Origin of the sequence: Bradyrhizobium genosp. SA-4 str. CB756 (assembly GCF_000473125.1) — a bacterium.
Taxonomy (GTDB): Bacteria; Pseudomonadota; Alphaproteobacteria; order Rhizobiales; family Xanthobacteraceae; genus Bradyrhizobium; species Bradyrhizobium arachidis.
In genome coordinates this window covers 1,797,107-1,810,582 of the sequence record NZ_KI421499.1, presented here as the reverse complement: position 1 = coordinate 1,810,582, position 13,476 = coordinate 1,797,107, and the positions used below count along the sequence as shown (strand labels likewise).

The following is a 13,476-nucleotide window of genomic DNA, read 5'->3' as shown; positions in this document are numbered from 1 at the left end:
GCGTCCTTTCAAGAATTACTGTGGGGGTTAGCTGCGCGTTGCGCGCGAGCGAAACGACGAAACGATGCCGATCACCTCGCTCCGACGTCGAGCACGATCTTTCCTTTCGGCTGAGGCCGCACGCGTTCCAGCATCAAGTGAGCCTCGCGCGCATCCGCGAGGGGTAAGACTGCCCCAACGTTTGTTCGCAGCTTTCCACCATCGATGAAGCGAGCGATCTTCGTCAGATATTGGCTGGTGACGTTGACCAAAAAGAAGGCGGCTTCAATACCGTAACGCTTTGCAAGATCCTGATCCGGGCGGGATACTCCCGAGATCAGCTTGCCGCGGTGACGGAGGATCTGAAACGAGCGCTCTTGCGTTTCGCCGCCGACCAGATCAATCACAGCGTCCGCGTCTCGAACTTCTTCCTCGAAGCGCTGCGTCCGGTAGTCGATCACCGTGTTTGCGCCCAGATTGCGCACGATGGAAATATCGCCCGTCGATGCGGTTGCGACAATTTGCAGACCCGCCTGACGGGCCAGTTGAACCGCATAGGATCCAACGTTGCCGGCTGCGCCGTGAATGACCACGGTTTGACCTGCTTTGAGTTGGGCGTGATCAAACAATGCCTGCCATGCCGTCACGGCAATGACGGGGACGGATGCGGCTTCAACGTGGCTTAGCGAGGTTGGCTTGCTCGAAACCATCCCTGCGGACGCGAGAGCGTACTCGGCATAGGCTCCGATAAACCGCGAGTTGGTAACGCCAAAAACCTGATCTCCGGTGCGTAATTCGGTGTCACCGGGTCCCGTCGCGACGATTTCACCCGAAATATCCGAGCCCAGCGTGAGAGGGAGCGGCTGCGGCAAAGCGCTCTTGCCGGACCTGATCCAGCCATCCCATGGGCCAACTCCAGCGGCCGCAACTTTGACGAGGACCTCGCCAGGACCTGGCTCGGGTCGCGGCACGCGCTCGAACTTCATGACGTCTGGCGACCCAAACTCGTGCACGCGCCAAGCCATCATTGTTGAATGGGTTCGCTCTTCACCAACTCGAGGAACGATGCTGCTGGAGGTCATCTCATGCTCCTTGCGCTCAGTTCATCATGCTTGCCGTCGACCCTTCGGGGCGATTGATGGGACGGGCTCGCCCGTATTTCGCAAGGACTGGTGCCCCGGACAACGAGCACGATCCCGCGGATCAGGACAGCCGTACGTCGTATCCTGACAAGGGCCTGCGCGCCTTCGCGGCAAGAGAGGCGCTTTCGTCGCCAGATGTTTCTGGATCTATTCCGGTTCCACTCTGCAGAAGCTGTCGCGATGTTACGTCCAGGCGGGGCTCAGAGGCTTACACCGAGGGTGGAATCCCACGATAGTTGCTCGCGCGCATTCGCAGGCTATGGCTGAAGAACGTCACCGCAGGACGCCCACCTTACGGCCGGGGCAGCGCCCCCTCCTCGGGTTCGGGCCGCTTAGAGCGCCTCCTGCAACCTCGAGTCGTTCCGATCGAGAAGATTGGCCAGGAACCCCTCCCCTGCGGCTCACGTGGTCTCCATTAGCGCACCCCTTGAACGTCCAGCTGCTCCATCTATATAACATCCACCCAGATGGACCATGGATGGAAGCCATGACTAGTAACGTCCGCGAAATCCGGCCAAAGCAGTCGGACTCGGAAAAAATCACGATCAATCTTGGCTTCGTTGATCTCGGTCAGGTCGACTTGATGGTCCAGGAAGGATTCTACTCGAACCGGACCGATTTCATCCGAACGGCAATCCGCAACCAGCTCGAACGTCATGCCGACGTGGTCAAGCAGTCCACGGTCCGAAAGAGTTTGGACCTCGGGCTTCGGCACTACAGCCGCGAGGATCTCGATGCGGCGCGGCGGGCCGGTGAAATGCTGCACATCAATGTTCTGGGCCTTGCCACCATCGCCCCAGACGTGACGCCCGAACTCGCTCGCGCCGCGATTGCCTCTGTCTCCGTGTTGGGAGCCCTGCACGCCAGTCCCGCCGTCAAATCCGCTCTCGCCGACAGAACGAGGTAAGGCCATGCTGAAATTGGACATCGTTCGCGAAGCCACACGCCTCACGCGTTCGGGCCAGCTCGTCGAGGCCACCGCGCTGCTCCAACGCATGCTTCGGGGTGCGCACACACCGGACATCACCGCCCCCACCACACAACGCTCTACCGCGACAAAAAGAAAGCCGCCGATCATCGACGCCAAGCCACACGTCACGGTGACGAGGAGTCCGCGTCGCACGGTCCGTCCAGTGGATCTCGCCCAGAACCTCCCTGGGGTTGGCCCCGGAGGACCGCTGCGGCGCGCCCCGCCGTCCATGGCGGACATCGTGCCGGACGGCACCCGCTTCGTCGAAGGCAGCTACGGCAACGCCGCGGGAAGCCGCACGTACCGGCTCTTCATCCCCAGCGGCTATCATGGACAGGCCATTCCGCTGGTGATCATGCTGCACGGTTGCACGCAGTCGCCGGAGGATTTCGCCGCGGGCACGCGGATGAACTTCATCGCCGAAGAACAGACCTGCTTCGTGGCCTATCCCGCACAGCGGGCCGAAGCAAACCATGCGAAATGCTGGAATTGGTTTCGTCCAGCCGACCAGCAGCGCGGCGGCGGCGAACCCTCGCTCATCGCCGGCATCACCCGCCAGATCATGCGCGACCATTCTGTCGATCCGCAACACGTCTACATCGCCGGGCTCTCGGCCGGAGCTGCGGCTGCCGCCGTGATGGGATCGACGTACGGCGATCTGTACGCGGCAGTCGGCATCCATTCCGGACTTGCCTGCGGGGCCGCCACCGATCTGCCCTCGGCGCTATTGGCCATGAAGCAAGGCGGCGGGCCCGAGGCGATGCCGGGCAAGGGTCCGCCCGTCCCGACGATCGTGTTTCATGGCGACCGCGACAACACGGTGCATTCGAAAAACGGTGATCGAATCGTCCGGCAGTCCATCCGTGGGACGAGCACGACGGCGAAAGTGCAGCGCGGACGGGTGCCGGGAGGGCATGCCTACACTCGCACGGTCCATGTCGACGACGGCGGACGCGGAGTCCTCGAGCACTGGGAGATCCACGGAGCCGGACACGCATGGTCGGGGGGCAGCCCCGCCGGCTCCTACACCGATCCGGACGGACCGGACGCAACGAGAGAAATGCTGCGCTTCTTCCTCGAGCATTAGCTCCCACAGGGGCGGAAGCGAGGTGGCATCCGCTTTTCATCTCGGTGATGGGATGCAGAGCTCGCAATCGTTCTCCATCGAACGGGAGCCCGCTGGCGCTATCAGGTCTTCGGCTTCTGTTCCGCTGCAGCCTCTCGAGCGATCCGCTCCGACTTCAGGCGCTCCCGGTTTGCATGGAATGCCTGTTGGTCGCGTTCATGCTCGGAGACCGGTGCCTCCGCGCGCGTGTCGCGAAACACCTTCTGGGCCTCCCGTTGCGCCGCGGTCGGCGTCATCCGGTCTGATGTGCGATTGTTCATTGCTCCCTCCTTCGGGCGCAAACGGTCCTTGCGCTATGTTGCGCATTCGGACCGCCAACCTTGGGGGTAGGTTTTCCCCCGGCGGGGCTTTTGGGGGGCCAGGGGCATGGATTCGACTCTTCGCGAAGCCATTCGTTCCAATCCCCTGGTGTCTCGAAGATTACGCCGACTTCCGCTGCGCCTTGGCTGGCTTTTTAGCCGCCGCTTCCTTCGCCGGCTCCTTGCCCTCGATCGACATTTTCTTCTGGCCGGCTGCCGCCTTGCGCGGCTTCTTGGGCCGGTTGGCAGCCTTCGCCGGCGCGGCCTTCTTGCCGACTCGGCGTAGCGCCTCCATCGGGTCGACGACGTTGGTCGCGCGGGTTTCGACTTCGGCGTGATCGGTTTCCCGGCGCGCTTCTGGTTGATGAGGTCGATCAGCGCGGTCTCGTAGTCGTCCTCGAACTTCTCCGGCTCGAAGCGGCCAAGTCAGAGTGCTCGAACTCCTATCTCAGACGAATGTCACTCGCACCATTTTGATTTTGGGATAGCGGTTAGCTCGCTGTAGACGAAGAAGCCCTGGAGATGGGCCGCTAGGTTCTTCGGCGATGTGCGCAAGAGACAGCACCGCTCCAATTTCAATGGCCCCTTGACCTGGTCAAAAAGTGCTCGTGCAAACTTGGGGCCGATCCGACCACTAAAGCATCGAAAGCACAACAACTCCATGTTCGAGCTCGCCTGAAGCAAGGCGTGCGCGTGCCGTACGTTCGAACTCCGTTCGATGTTTCTGTAGATAGCTGAACGCCTGCTTCTCGGTACTGAATGTCGTCGCAAGCCGGCACATCTGCCGATTTGCGCCGAACGCGAGAAAGAAGGTGATCGTCCCGCCGCGCTCCGATCTAGCTCTACGCAAGACGTCCGGCCTGTCGCATGATCGACTCCCTAGATTTCGGCGTTTGCCTTACAGGCCACTAAACCCGCGGCTTTCTTGGGCGCTTCTTCGGTGGAGGCGCTGGCAACGCCGCCTGAAGGACTGCGTCAGCTGCTTCCTTGGCCTCACGAACTTCTCGAAGCCGCGCCATGTTCTTACGAACATCGATGGCCTGCTTTTCGACATCGGCCAATGCCCGCGCTCCCTCTTCAGCGGCCAAGCGCTTGCGATCGGAACGCGCGATGGCTTCTGATGATGGCTCTGCCGGCTTCTTGGCGGTCATCGCTCGCCTGGCTCCGCAACGACAAAACCCGCTCAATCCAACGATTGAGCGGGCACAGGGGCCGTTCCAGTACATCCGTGAAACGGCGCCACGATATCAAGCCAGCGAGAGGTTCTCAGCGCTGACTTTGCCTCGCATCTTGTCGGTCTTGGACTCGAAGTTGACCTTTTGGCCCTCTCCGAGCCCGGAAAGACCAGCTCGTTCAACAGCGCTGATATGAACGAATACATCGTTGCCGCCGTCGTTCGGCTGAATGAAACCGAAGCCCTTTTGGCCGTTGAACCACTTAACAGTACCTGTCGTCATTTTCTTCTCCAAAGCGCAAAAGCGCATACCGCACGATGATCGCGCGGCTATCTTCAACGTCGTCGATGTCTTTGGAAAAGGAGCCCGCGGGCGCATTCAACAAGGCACAGCGGCTAATCGAACAACACCAATATAGGTCAGTTTTCGGATTTTGCAAGGAGGCAGGCCAATTAGTTTCGTCCCGCCAATTCTGTCGAGATGCGAGAAAGAGTTTATCGATTGACACTCGTCAACGCGAATGGTCACGTTGATGCACGAAGCTGCATTGCTGTTGCAGGCAGACTAGCACTTCGCGAACATCGCCGCCGTTATCCCGAAGACCGAAATGAAGCTCCTGCGCATTTGGCTGCCTGCAGGACGTATCGCGTTTGCAGCCCAGCGAGGAGACTGATTTGCAGGTACTTGTCAGAGACAACAATGTTGAGCAGGCGCTCCGTGTTCTCAAAAAGAAGATGCAACGAGAGGGCGTCTTCCGGGAAATGAAGCAGCGTCGCTCCTACGAAAAGCCCTCGGAGAGAAAGACCCGCGAGAAATCCGAAGCTGTCCGACGAGCCCGGAAGCTTGCCCGGAAGCAGGCGATCAGGGAGGGATTGCTGCCCGCGCCCCCGAAAAAGAAGCCGTTTGAGCGGAAGCCGCCCTTGCCGGAGGTCAAAGCACGAGCGGAGTAGAGGGTGGCCCTCCGGAGAATGCCGCACGTTAACTGACGTTGCTTGTCGGACCTCGTGCTATCAGTGCTCCGTCACTTGTGAAGGAGCGAAGAGGATGCACATCATGCATTCAGCCGTGGAGTCCTATTATCCTTACTGCCTGAAATCGATGCCTCGCAGCACAATGCCTGGCGGCGTGCCTTCGAACTCGGTCGCGCGATACTTGCTTGCCGCACGGGCTTCGATGCGATCTCGCAGGCGCGTGAACTGGGCTTCCCGCTGCTCGGGTCTGACTTGCGGCCCACCCTCGAGTGAGTCCATCGCAGAGGTCGAGATCGCGCAAGGAATCTCTCTGGCGCCGTCATGCATCGAGAACCGCACGATCATCCGGTCGTATTCGAGGGCGATAAAACGGCCGCTGGTCAATGTCATAGTTTTTCCCTTTGCGTCATCGCGAGTTGGAAGGATCCGCCCTCCCAAGGCATATCGTTCCCGACTGCCTGCCGCGTCGCGGCCGCAACGAGCGTGACACCGCCTCAGCCTTCCCCCGACAGCCGGGCAAAATCATCGAACAGCGCAGCCACCAGGGCGCGATGGCGCGTGTCCTCGGCAGGGAGGCTTGCAGCATAGAGGTTGAGCAGATGCCGTGCCTTCACCGCCGCCTCCGGCCAGGAGCCAGCAGGCACCGTCATCATGCGATTTTCCAGATCAGCCTCGCGCTCGCGCAATTCGCGCAGATTGGTCTCGACCTCGGCCAGCGCCCCGCGCAAGTCCGTCACCTTCTGCGCGGCCATCCCGCGGTGCTTGTCAAGGTCGACCGGCTGATCCGTCATTGACTGATGCTCGCGCCTACGGCTCGCGCATGCGCAAGTTTAACCGAGCCGGCCGACAGCAGCTCCGCGGCTTCGCAGGGGCCCTCGAGGGGCACGGTGATCGTCCTGGCAGTGTGGCGACAGGCTGAGAAGCTCGGACCCTCGATCGTCTCCTCGTCCGTGAAGACCTTATAGGCTCCAGCCGGCAAGACACGCTCTCTCCCGCGGATGCGGAAAGCGACGGCTTCTCGCCGCGAGCGGATGGTCATGCATGCCTGCCTTTCGCAAGTGACGCCCCAACCGACGCTGGCGGTCACGACCATGCTCCCGTTGCGTGGCAATAGCCAGCACTATCGTCACCAGGGCGAACGAGCGTCGCGGCGCGACCGTCGCCTGCAATGCATATATCGCTCCCTACCGGCTCGGCGCGGGCGTAGGATCGCTGCCATCACCGCAGTTCTCAACGGCTTCGACCGGTGACTGAGGGTCACGTGTGCTCCCGCCGAAGGCTTCGCAGGAGCATTCGATGCCGCGCTTTCGCATTTCGGAACGGATCGTGCCGCCGGTGATCGTTCCGTTGTTACTTCTGCTTCTCGTGTGCGGAGCCGCCTTACTGCCGGCCGGCCTTGGCGGCAATCGGGTTTGAAACCAACCCCCATTGGGCGCATTTAGCCCCTGCGCGAGGCATCTCCCCACGAGCGAGCGATGAATGGCACGATCCTTCGAGACGCGCGTCTATCTCGTCCGCGTCCTGACCGACGACCGGACGAGCAGGCTTTGGTTGCCGCTGTTCATCTTTCGAGGACGCGGTGCGCTTGGTCCTGAGGGCTGGTCCGCCTCGCCGTCGCAGGAACAATTGACCTCCGCCGAAATGGAACGGCTCACTCTGAAACAGGGCCAAGTCCACAAGATCCCACGCACCATCCGACTGCAGCTTTGGAACAATCACATAGGTGAAGGCCCTGAGCCGCAGAATGCAACATTCTTGGCCGATGCAGCGAACGACCGACGATCTTTTGACTAGAGCGGAAGCGGCCATCGCGGAGGCGAGAGCTCTTCGTCATGAGCGCGAACGTCTCCTCGCCACGGCTCGAATGTGGACGTCCGCCCCCCAGATCGCCTTGCGGCAAATGCAAACCGGAATCTATGAAGGCGATGGCTTTATGATCGGTCCGACCACCAGACGGTAGTTTGGGACGCAAGCGCTGTTCCAGCTTCCAGCGTCTCCCCGCAACAAATGCATTCGAAGCTATTTACTTCCCGCGCTGGAGCCATTGCTTCGGTGCGGTGATAGACGGCTCCGCATTTGCAGTTTCGATGCTGCTCTTTCATGCAACATGGGTACGCCGATTCGGGCCGCCGGACATCTGGACGATGGGAGATGTGGCCACAACTCGGGCCCTATCGCGAGTAATTTCCGAAGCGACATCGCGCGCGATCAATTCGTTTGTGCGACCGTTCAGCAGACGCGAGCCGCATGGTCTCTCAGCCACCGACGCTCAGTCAAGGCCTTTACTGGCGACCGAAGTTACCGATGTTGTTCAATCCGAACCGGCCCTGGAATCTTAACCTACGTTAATCGTTTGTACGTTACTCGCATGGATCAGAAAGATCGAGGGGCCGCCATTCGTAATCGCATTGATGAGCAAATAGAGGTCATTGCGCAGGCGATCTGCGATAACAAAGAGCCGGTGGCAGCACAGCGCGTGCTTGCAGCACTTGCGGGCCGTCTGGCGGCGGAAGAAGCTTTGGAAACCGGAAACGCCGTGCCCGCCCGACTCGCGCGCGCTAAGAAGGTCGGCTTTGGGGCGCAGAGCTCATCGAGTGGTTTGTGCCCGTCGCCTCCCGCCAGGGTGCATCGCATCCGGCAGGTCCTCACCTAGACGGCCTGAGCTTGGCTCGACGTCGTGAACGTGAAAAACGTATTTGGGCATGCCCACCTAACAAAGGTTAATGGCAGGCGTTCCTGTTAACGGCCGATCCCGGCGCTGGTCTCCAAGGAGAAAGCGTAATCGCTGATGGAGAGGCTAAACATCGGAGGCGTTACACCGTGGCCACGGCGCGCGAGTACATCGATTTTTGGACAGAGAACAGCGTTCATGCGGCGGAGCAATATAGAACAGGCGGCGCCACACAAGACGCCCGGGAATTGGTCCGGCGCCTTGTGGACGGAGCTAACGAGCAAGGCATTTCCGAGGACGCCCTCCGCGAGGAAGTAGGCGATCTCGTGGAATACGTTCGAGACAAGCTCAAAAGCGCAAATCAGGCGGAAAACGATCGCAGAAAATAAGTTGGGACCTGAGGTGGCCTTACTACCGGCGAATGAGCCGTGGCCCCGCAGGGCGTATGCTTCACCTCCTCATGCCCTTATCGCGTCGATGGATGTTACGTGATCATGGGAGTGGTGGCGCGCCATTCTGACAAGCTCAAGCGCCTCGCGAGGCTGTTGCGTCGCGCAAAAAATCGGCCCCAGCTACTTGGCGGCGGCTGGGGCCGTTGGTTCAGCTCGTACTGGCAGGGGGGCTAACAGCCGAGCACAACAACAATCCATCCGCGTTCCCGCAGTTCCTGGGCAAGGTGATCACAGGGGCTGCAGGCCTCTCTGGAGCGAGCCTGAATACATCGCCTGGTTCGAGGTTGAGTTCCTCGAACATCCTTTGCTGCTTTCAGTAAGAACGGCTGGTACAACGCCGCCGTCCAGCCTTCGGGAACGGCCGCGAGAACCAGGGTGAGCGCTTGGCTTGGCTTGGCTTGGCTTAGGCGAGCCACATTTGGCTCGCTGGCTTCGACGCGCCGTCCGAGGTCACTTCCGCGAGTGTAAACGAATTGCCGAACGACTCTGCCATCACGAGCCAATCCCGTCCGGGCGCACCAGTTCTTGTTTGAATTAATCCACTTCGAAAACTAGGCGGCCGAGTCGGCTACTTTGCCGGCCTTTCCGAGAAACCGGCCCATCGCCCGACGCGCGTCAGACGATGGGCCGTCTCGAGCGGATGGCGGCGCCTAACGCCGGTAGCGCGCGGAGGTTCGTTCCTATCAGCGGTATCGCGGCCAACCACGGCGGCCAGATATCCAATTTGCGTTTTGCAGACCAGTGGCACTTCTGGACGTCGAAAATCCGCACGGCGCATCGAGTTCTATCTGCTTTTGGTCGCGCTGCGAGCGCGAAGTCAGGAAATTTCCTAAACGAGTGGCTTCACGGGGCACTGGCGTGACGCGTTAACTGAACGCTAGAGGATTAGACGCGGACACCCACAAAAACGCCGCCCACTTAAATAAAGCGCAGGCGGCGGCTTACCAGCCTCGGGAGGGTGAGAGTAAATCCCGATGAGAATTAGTATCCAGCGCCGTGCCGAGGTTCATCGCTTTGACAAAACGCTTAGAGAGGTGGCTGTAGACCCGGCGAGGCCAGCCACTTGTTAACCTCCCCGGCAGCATCGATCTGCCTTGCCTTTCGCAAGAGTTCCGTGCGGCAGATGCCAGGGGGCATCCCGTTGGCCTGCTGGCGCAAATTTATCGCCTCTTGCGCAAGACGGTACTCGAACGTCGATGATTGCTTCAGGATAGGTTGGGCCGACATGCGTCGTGCTCCGCTGTAAGGTTGAGTGGGAGCGCTATTTCGCGCCCTTACCACCGATAGATGCTACGGGCCGGTCGGCGGTGATGGGAGCCTGCGCCTTTATCTGCGACATAGCCAGGGCTTTGTTCTATTTCCTCGCACAGGATGTGCAAACTGGCCCCAGGGTTTCGCAGCTGGGTAGATCACTCGTCGCCTCTGGACCTCTTATCGGAACGATCAACGCGGTCCGCTCGAAATTCCTCAGGCCCGTCAAGCAGCCGCTGCTTTCTCGTCGATTGGACCTTGGAGCTCGCGGAGGCGTCAGCTCTTTCATCTATCGCAGTGCCAGCCAAGTGAAGAGCACGCTTGCGCTGCCGGCCCACGCGACGACCTTTGACATCCTCTTGCGTCATCCTACTGACTCCCTGAGCTGGAGCTATTTGGAATGCAACGAACGGCAGCCGTGAAACTCAGCAACCGCGGCAAATATCTTTTAGCTTCGCTGCGGTGCGGGCTTCTTCCGCAAGGAAAGGATCCTTATGGACAGGCGATGAGTCAGTACTGCTCGCGGAGCGCTCCCTCGCTTTTGGAGGAAAGGCTGCGTCGTAACAGGACAGGCGCGCGCTGGTGCTCTCGATCGAACGGCAATTCGGCTCCTCCGCGAGAGCCGCTGGTGCTGTACCGAACGCTGATGCGAGGAAAAGCGCGGCCGTACACATACCTGTTCGAACCATTATCATGCTGAACGCCCTTCTATTGGATGTCTGCTCGATCGGGTTTTGCCGGGCGCATGTTCGAAAGCGGCTTACCGGGGGCCACACCAGTCCTTCCGATTCGACTTGCCGCGTGTCAGGTCCCTGCTACTTCTTCTTTGCGGACCCCAAATCCGGCTGCCAAGCGGCATCTTTTCGGCTCGGCGCCGCAGCGATCACCTTCGCCTTTTCCTTCTTCGGCTTCTTGGCTTCGCGATTGCCGCGTTGCTGGCCCTTCGCCATGTCGCTCTCCTGTGATGGTTCGAGTTCGTCGAGTTCGTTGGGCTGCAACACTCGCCCACGGGGAGTGCAGACCCTGACGTCCATGTAGCCTTCGCGCAGCAATTTTCGCGCAAGTCGCAATGCGACCTTTGCCGTGCCGCGGCCGAGGTTCGAGCTGCCGTATTCGTTGGTCCCGCTGACCAGATACGGCACGCGTGTTGCCCTAGCCATTGAGGATGGCGGCCGCGCACACAAGAAGTAGAAGAAACAAGGGAACAATCACCGGCGGCACGATCCATTCAGAGATGCGACCATGCGACATCGAACGCTCCTGCGAAGCCTTCGGCGGGAGCACACGTGACCCTCAGTCACCGGTCGAAGCCGTTGAGAAGTGCGGTGATGCCAGCGATCCTACGCCCCTGCTGTACTAATAGCGAGGGTTAACTGCGCGCAGGTGCCGGCTCCGCTTGGACAACTTCGTTTGCGGCAGGTCACAATAGGGCTGGCTATTGCCGCGCGAGCGGCGCATGGTCGCGACCGCCAGCATCGGTTGGGGCTTCACTTGCGAAAGGCAGCGTGCATGACCATCCGCTCGCGGCGAGAAACCGTCACCTTCAAACATCCGTTCCGCATCCGCGACATCGAGCGCGTCTTGCCAGCCGGCGCTTATGAAGTCGTCACGGATGAGGAGATGATCGAGGGGCTGACCTTCTCAGCCTATCGCCGTATTGCGACCATGATCACCGTGCCCGGTGAAACCGGCTGCGGAACGACGGAGATGTTGTCGATCGGCTCGATCGATCTTGCGAACGCACAAGCTGCGGACGCGAGTATGGTCGATGACTGACCTGCCGTTCGATTTCGATAAGCGCCGCGGCATGGCCGCGCAGAAGGCTACCGACCGGCGCCGCGCCTTGGCTGACGTCGAGGCCAATCTCCGCGAGGTGCGTGTTCGTGAGGCTGATCTCGAAGCCGCATGATGACCGTTCCTGCCGCGTCCTGGCCGGAGGCAGCTGTGGGCACGCCATCTGCTCAACCTCTATGCTGCAAGTCGGCCTACCGAGGATACGCGCCATCGCGCACTGGTGGCAGCGCTGCTCGACGATTTCGCCCGGCTGTCGGGCGAGAGCTGAGGCGAGCGTCGGGCGCTTCGATTCTCGGCCCGACCGGGAAGCAGGGCCACGGACCGTGATTGGTGGCACGCCGTCCTGAGTTCCGATTGGGCAACTGGAGCGAGCCGCGAAGTTGACCTGCGAATGCCGGACATGCCTTCGAATCCTCTCGGGCTGGCGCCGACATTCTCTAAAAGGGCGCTCATGATGATCCGATATTTCTTGGATATCAGAGACGATCAGGAGCTCTACCTTGACGAAAATGGAATAGAGTTTTCTACGCAGCGAGAGGCCGAGATGGAGGCGGCTCACACGTTGGCAGGATTGGCACGTGATTTGGCGGGTCAGGAAGACCGCCCGGACGTTGCAGTCGAGGTTCGAACGGAGGCGGGCCGCCTCTTTCAGGCGGCACTGATCTTCGAAGCCAATAGATCCAAGTAACGGAGCTCTCCTTGTTGCGCGCTTGGACCGTGAGGGATTCTGTTCCGCGCTTGAGCTGACAGTTGCATTGCCCAACTGGCCCTGCGGTGATCAACAGACGAGTTCGTCGGTCCAAACCTTGAAACTGAGTAACGTATTGGGTCCGAATGTCTGGGTGATTGGAACGTCGGCGGCATCGCGGCCCTGTGCGATTAGCACGCGACCGATGCGCGGAATATTGTTGCGAGGATCGAATGTGTACCAGCGCCCGCCGATATAGGCTTCGAACCAGCCGGCAAAATCGCCAGCGGCATATGGAGGTGCCATGCCAATGTCACTGAGATAGCCCGTGCAGTAGCGCGCGGGAATGTTCATGCAGCGGCAGAACGCAATCGCCAGATGTGCATAGTCCCGGCAGACGCCTTTGCCTTCGTTGAACACTTCCCAGGCAGTCTTGGTGGGGCGGGCGTGTTCGTAGCCGAAAGCTATGTGGTTATGGACGAAGTCGCAGATGCCCTTGACCCGTGCCCAACCAGACGCGGTCTTCTCGAACAACTTCCACGCCAGGTCGGTAAGTCGGTCGGTCTCGACATACCTGCTGCCGAGCAAATAGACGATGGTGTCCGGAGGAAGATCTTCCACCGCATGTTGCTGCGCTGATGGTACGATGAGGTCGGCCAGACCGCTATCTCGTACGATGCCGTCCGCTGAGAGGCGCATGCGGCCGGCGGGCGCAACAAGACGGCTACACCAATTTCCGAAACCGTCGCGATAGGGCGTGATCGGTACTGACGGCTCACTGACAAGATGATCGGGCACGACGATGTCGGATGCCCGCGTGAAGTGGGTGCCGACAACTGCAATCAGCGGCGTCGGTTGCGGAAAGTCGTAGATCATCTCGAAGCCAACGCGGATTTTCATGGGATTTGGCTCCAATGAGACGATTGAGAACGTCGCATGACCTCTCTGCGCATCGTCA

Annotated in this window: 17 protein-coding genes and 2 pseudogenes; 9 read left to right on the top strand and 10 right to left on the bottom strand. The window is 60.3% G+C overall.

Annotated features, from left to right (window positions below; translation table 11 throughout):
* Nucleotides 1-71: 71 nt before the first annotated feature.
* Nucleotides 72-1,061, bottom strand: coding sequence for an NADP-dependent oxidoreductase (locus tag BRAGE_RS0108920; RefSeq protein ID WP_108914437.1), 990 nt, complete (start codon nt 1,059-1,061; stop codon nt 72-74).
* Nucleotides 1,062-1,608: 547 nt separating this feature from the next.
* Between BRAGE_RS0108920 and BRAGE_RS0108915 the strand changes: the two genes are divergently transcribed.
* Nucleotides 1,609-2,028 carry a CopG family transcriptional regulator gene (locus tag BRAGE_RS0108915; RefSeq protein WP_027559959.1) on the top strand — a complete coding sequence of 140 codons (420 nt, stop codon included), beginning with the start codon at nt 1,609-1,611 and terminating at the stop codon, nt 2,026-2,028.
* A gap of 4 nt (nt 2,029-2,032) precedes the next feature.
* Complete coding sequence (locus BRAGE_RS0108910; RefSeq protein WP_027559960.1) at nt 2,033-3,178, top strand: extracellular catalytic domain type 1 short-chain-length polyhydroxyalkanoate depolymerase; 1,146 nt, start codon at nt 2,033-2,035, stop codon at nt 3,176-3,178.
* Nucleotides 3,179-3,279: 101 nt separating this feature from the next.
* On the opposite strand, the gene BRAGE_RS0108905 is transcribed toward BRAGE_RS0108910, so the two are convergent.
* The 5 genes and pseudogenes from BRAGE_RS0108905 to BRAGE_RS0108895 all read right to left on the bottom strand — a co-directional run bounded on the left by BRAGE_RS0108905 (nt 3,280) and on the right by BRAGE_RS0108895 (nt 4,973).
* The gene (locus BRAGE_RS0108905; protein ID WP_027559961.1) at nt 3,280-3,477 is read right to left on the bottom strand and encodes a hypothetical protein; all 198 of its coding nucleotides are present in this window, start codon (nt 3,475-3,477) and stop codon (nt 3,280-3,282) included.
* A 160-nt stretch (nt 3,478-3,637) separates the two neighbouring features.
* Nucleotides 3,638-3,939: pseudogene (locus tag BRAGE_RS54340) on the bottom strand (Ku protein); the annotation flags it as partial.
* 211 nt (nt 3,940-4,150) lie between these two features.
* On the bottom strand, nt 4,151-4,366 hold the full coding sequence (locus tag BRAGE_RS56710; protein WP_084334432.1) for a hypothetical protein: 216 nt from the start codon (nt 4,364-4,366) through the stop codon (nt 4,151-4,153).
* Between the two features lie 58 nt (nt 4,367-4,424).
* Complete coding sequence (locus BRAGE_RS52505) at nt 4,425-4,667, bottom strand: transcriptional regulator (RefSeq protein ID WP_084334434.1); 243 nt, start codon at nt 4,665-4,667, stop codon at nt 4,425-4,427.
* Between the two features lie 96 nt (nt 4,668-4,763).
* Complete coding sequence (locus BRAGE_RS0108895; protein WP_027559962.1) at nt 4,764-4,973, bottom strand: cold-shock protein; 210 nt, start codon at nt 4,971-4,973, stop codon at nt 4,764-4,766.
* A gap of 392 nt (nt 4,974-5,365) precedes the next feature.
* On the opposite strand from BRAGE_RS0108895, the gene rpsU reads away from it, so the two are divergent.
* Nucleotides 5,366-5,641, top strand: coding sequence for a 30S ribosomal protein S21 (rpsU, locus tag BRAGE_RS0108890; protein WP_027559963.1), 276 nt, complete (start codon nt 5,366-5,368; stop codon nt 5,639-5,641).
* 132 nt (nt 5,642-5,773) lie between these two features.
* Here rpsU and BRAGE_RS0108885 read toward each other — a convergent pair whose 3' ends face one another.
* Together BRAGE_RS0108885 and BRAGE_RS0108880 are read right to left on the bottom strand one after the other, a co-directional pair.
* A complete protein-coding gene (locus tag BRAGE_RS0108885) occupies nt 5,774-6,052 on the bottom strand; it encodes a DUF1488 domain-containing protein (protein WP_027559964.1) in 279 nt (92 codons plus the stop codon).
* A gap of 104 nt (nt 6,053-6,156) precedes the next feature.
* A complete protein-coding gene (locus BRAGE_RS0108880; protein WP_027559965.1) occupies nt 6,157-6,453 on the bottom strand; it encodes a hypothetical protein in 297 nt (98 codons plus the stop codon).
* Nucleotides 6,454-7,141: 688 nt separating this feature from the next.
* On the opposite strand from BRAGE_RS0108880, the gene BRAGE_RS54335 reads away from it, so the two are divergent.
* The 3 genes from BRAGE_RS54335 to BRAGE_RS0108860 all read left to right on the top strand — a co-directional run bounded on the left by BRAGE_RS54335 (nt 7,142) and on the right by BRAGE_RS0108860 (nt 8,722).
* Complete coding sequence (locus tag BRAGE_RS54335) at nt 7,142-7,456, top strand: hypothetical protein (RefSeq protein ID WP_036055886.1); 315 nt, start codon at nt 7,142-7,144, stop codon at nt 7,454-7,456.
* A 574-nt stretch (nt 7,457-8,030) separates the two neighbouring features.
* A complete protein-coding gene (locus tag BRAGE_RS0108865) occupies nt 8,031-8,315 on the top strand; it encodes a hypothetical protein (protein ID WP_027559968.1) in 285 nt (94 codons plus the stop codon).
* Nucleotides 8,316-8,482: 167 nt separating this feature from the next.
* On the top strand, nt 8,483-8,722 hold the full coding sequence (locus tag BRAGE_RS0108860; protein WP_027559969.1) for a hypothetical protein: 240 nt from the start codon (nt 8,483-8,485) through the stop codon (nt 8,720-8,722).
* A gap of 2,129 nt (nt 8,723-10,851) precedes the next feature.
* Here the strand turns inward: BRAGE_RS0108860 and BRAGE_RS56390 are convergent.
* A complete protein-coding gene (locus BRAGE_RS56390; RefSeq protein WP_063617186.1) occupies nt 10,852-11,178 on the bottom strand; it encodes a hypothetical protein in 327 nt (108 codons plus the stop codon).
* A 367-nt stretch (nt 11,179-11,545) separates the two neighbouring features.
* Between BRAGE_RS56390 and BRAGE_RS0108835 the strand changes: the two genes are divergently transcribed.
* The 3 genes and pseudogenes from BRAGE_RS0108835 to BRAGE_RS0108825 all read left to right on the top strand — a co-directional run bounded on the left by BRAGE_RS0108835 (nt 11,546) and on the right by BRAGE_RS0108825 (nt 12,518).
* The gene (locus tag BRAGE_RS0108835) at nt 11,546-11,812 is read left to right on the top strand and encodes a hypothetical protein (RefSeq protein WP_027559972.1); all 267 of its coding nucleotides are present in this window, start codon (nt 11,546-11,548) and stop codon (nt 11,810-11,812) included.
* Nucleotides 11,805-12,098 (top strand): annotated as a pseudogene (locus BRAGE_RS48035) (hypothetical protein). The gene BRAGE_RS0108835 and the pseudogene BRAGE_RS48035 overlap by 8 nt, the downstream one beginning before the upstream one ends.
* Nucleotides 12,099-12,281: 183 nt before the next feature.
* The gene (locus tag BRAGE_RS0108825; protein ID WP_430642171.1) at nt 12,282-12,518 is read left to right on the top strand and encodes a DUF6894 family protein; all 237 of its coding nucleotides are present in this window, start codon (nt 12,282-12,284) and stop codon (nt 12,516-12,518) included.
* 90 nt (nt 12,519-12,608) lie between these two features.
* On the opposite strand, the gene BRAGE_RS0108820 is transcribed toward BRAGE_RS0108825, so the two are convergent.
* Nucleotides 12,609-13,418, bottom strand: coding sequence for a transglutaminase-like domain-containing protein (locus BRAGE_RS0108820; RefSeq protein ID WP_027559974.1), 810 nt, complete (start codon nt 13,416-13,418; stop codon nt 12,609-12,611).
* Nucleotides 13,419-13,476: the final 58 nt, after the last annotated feature.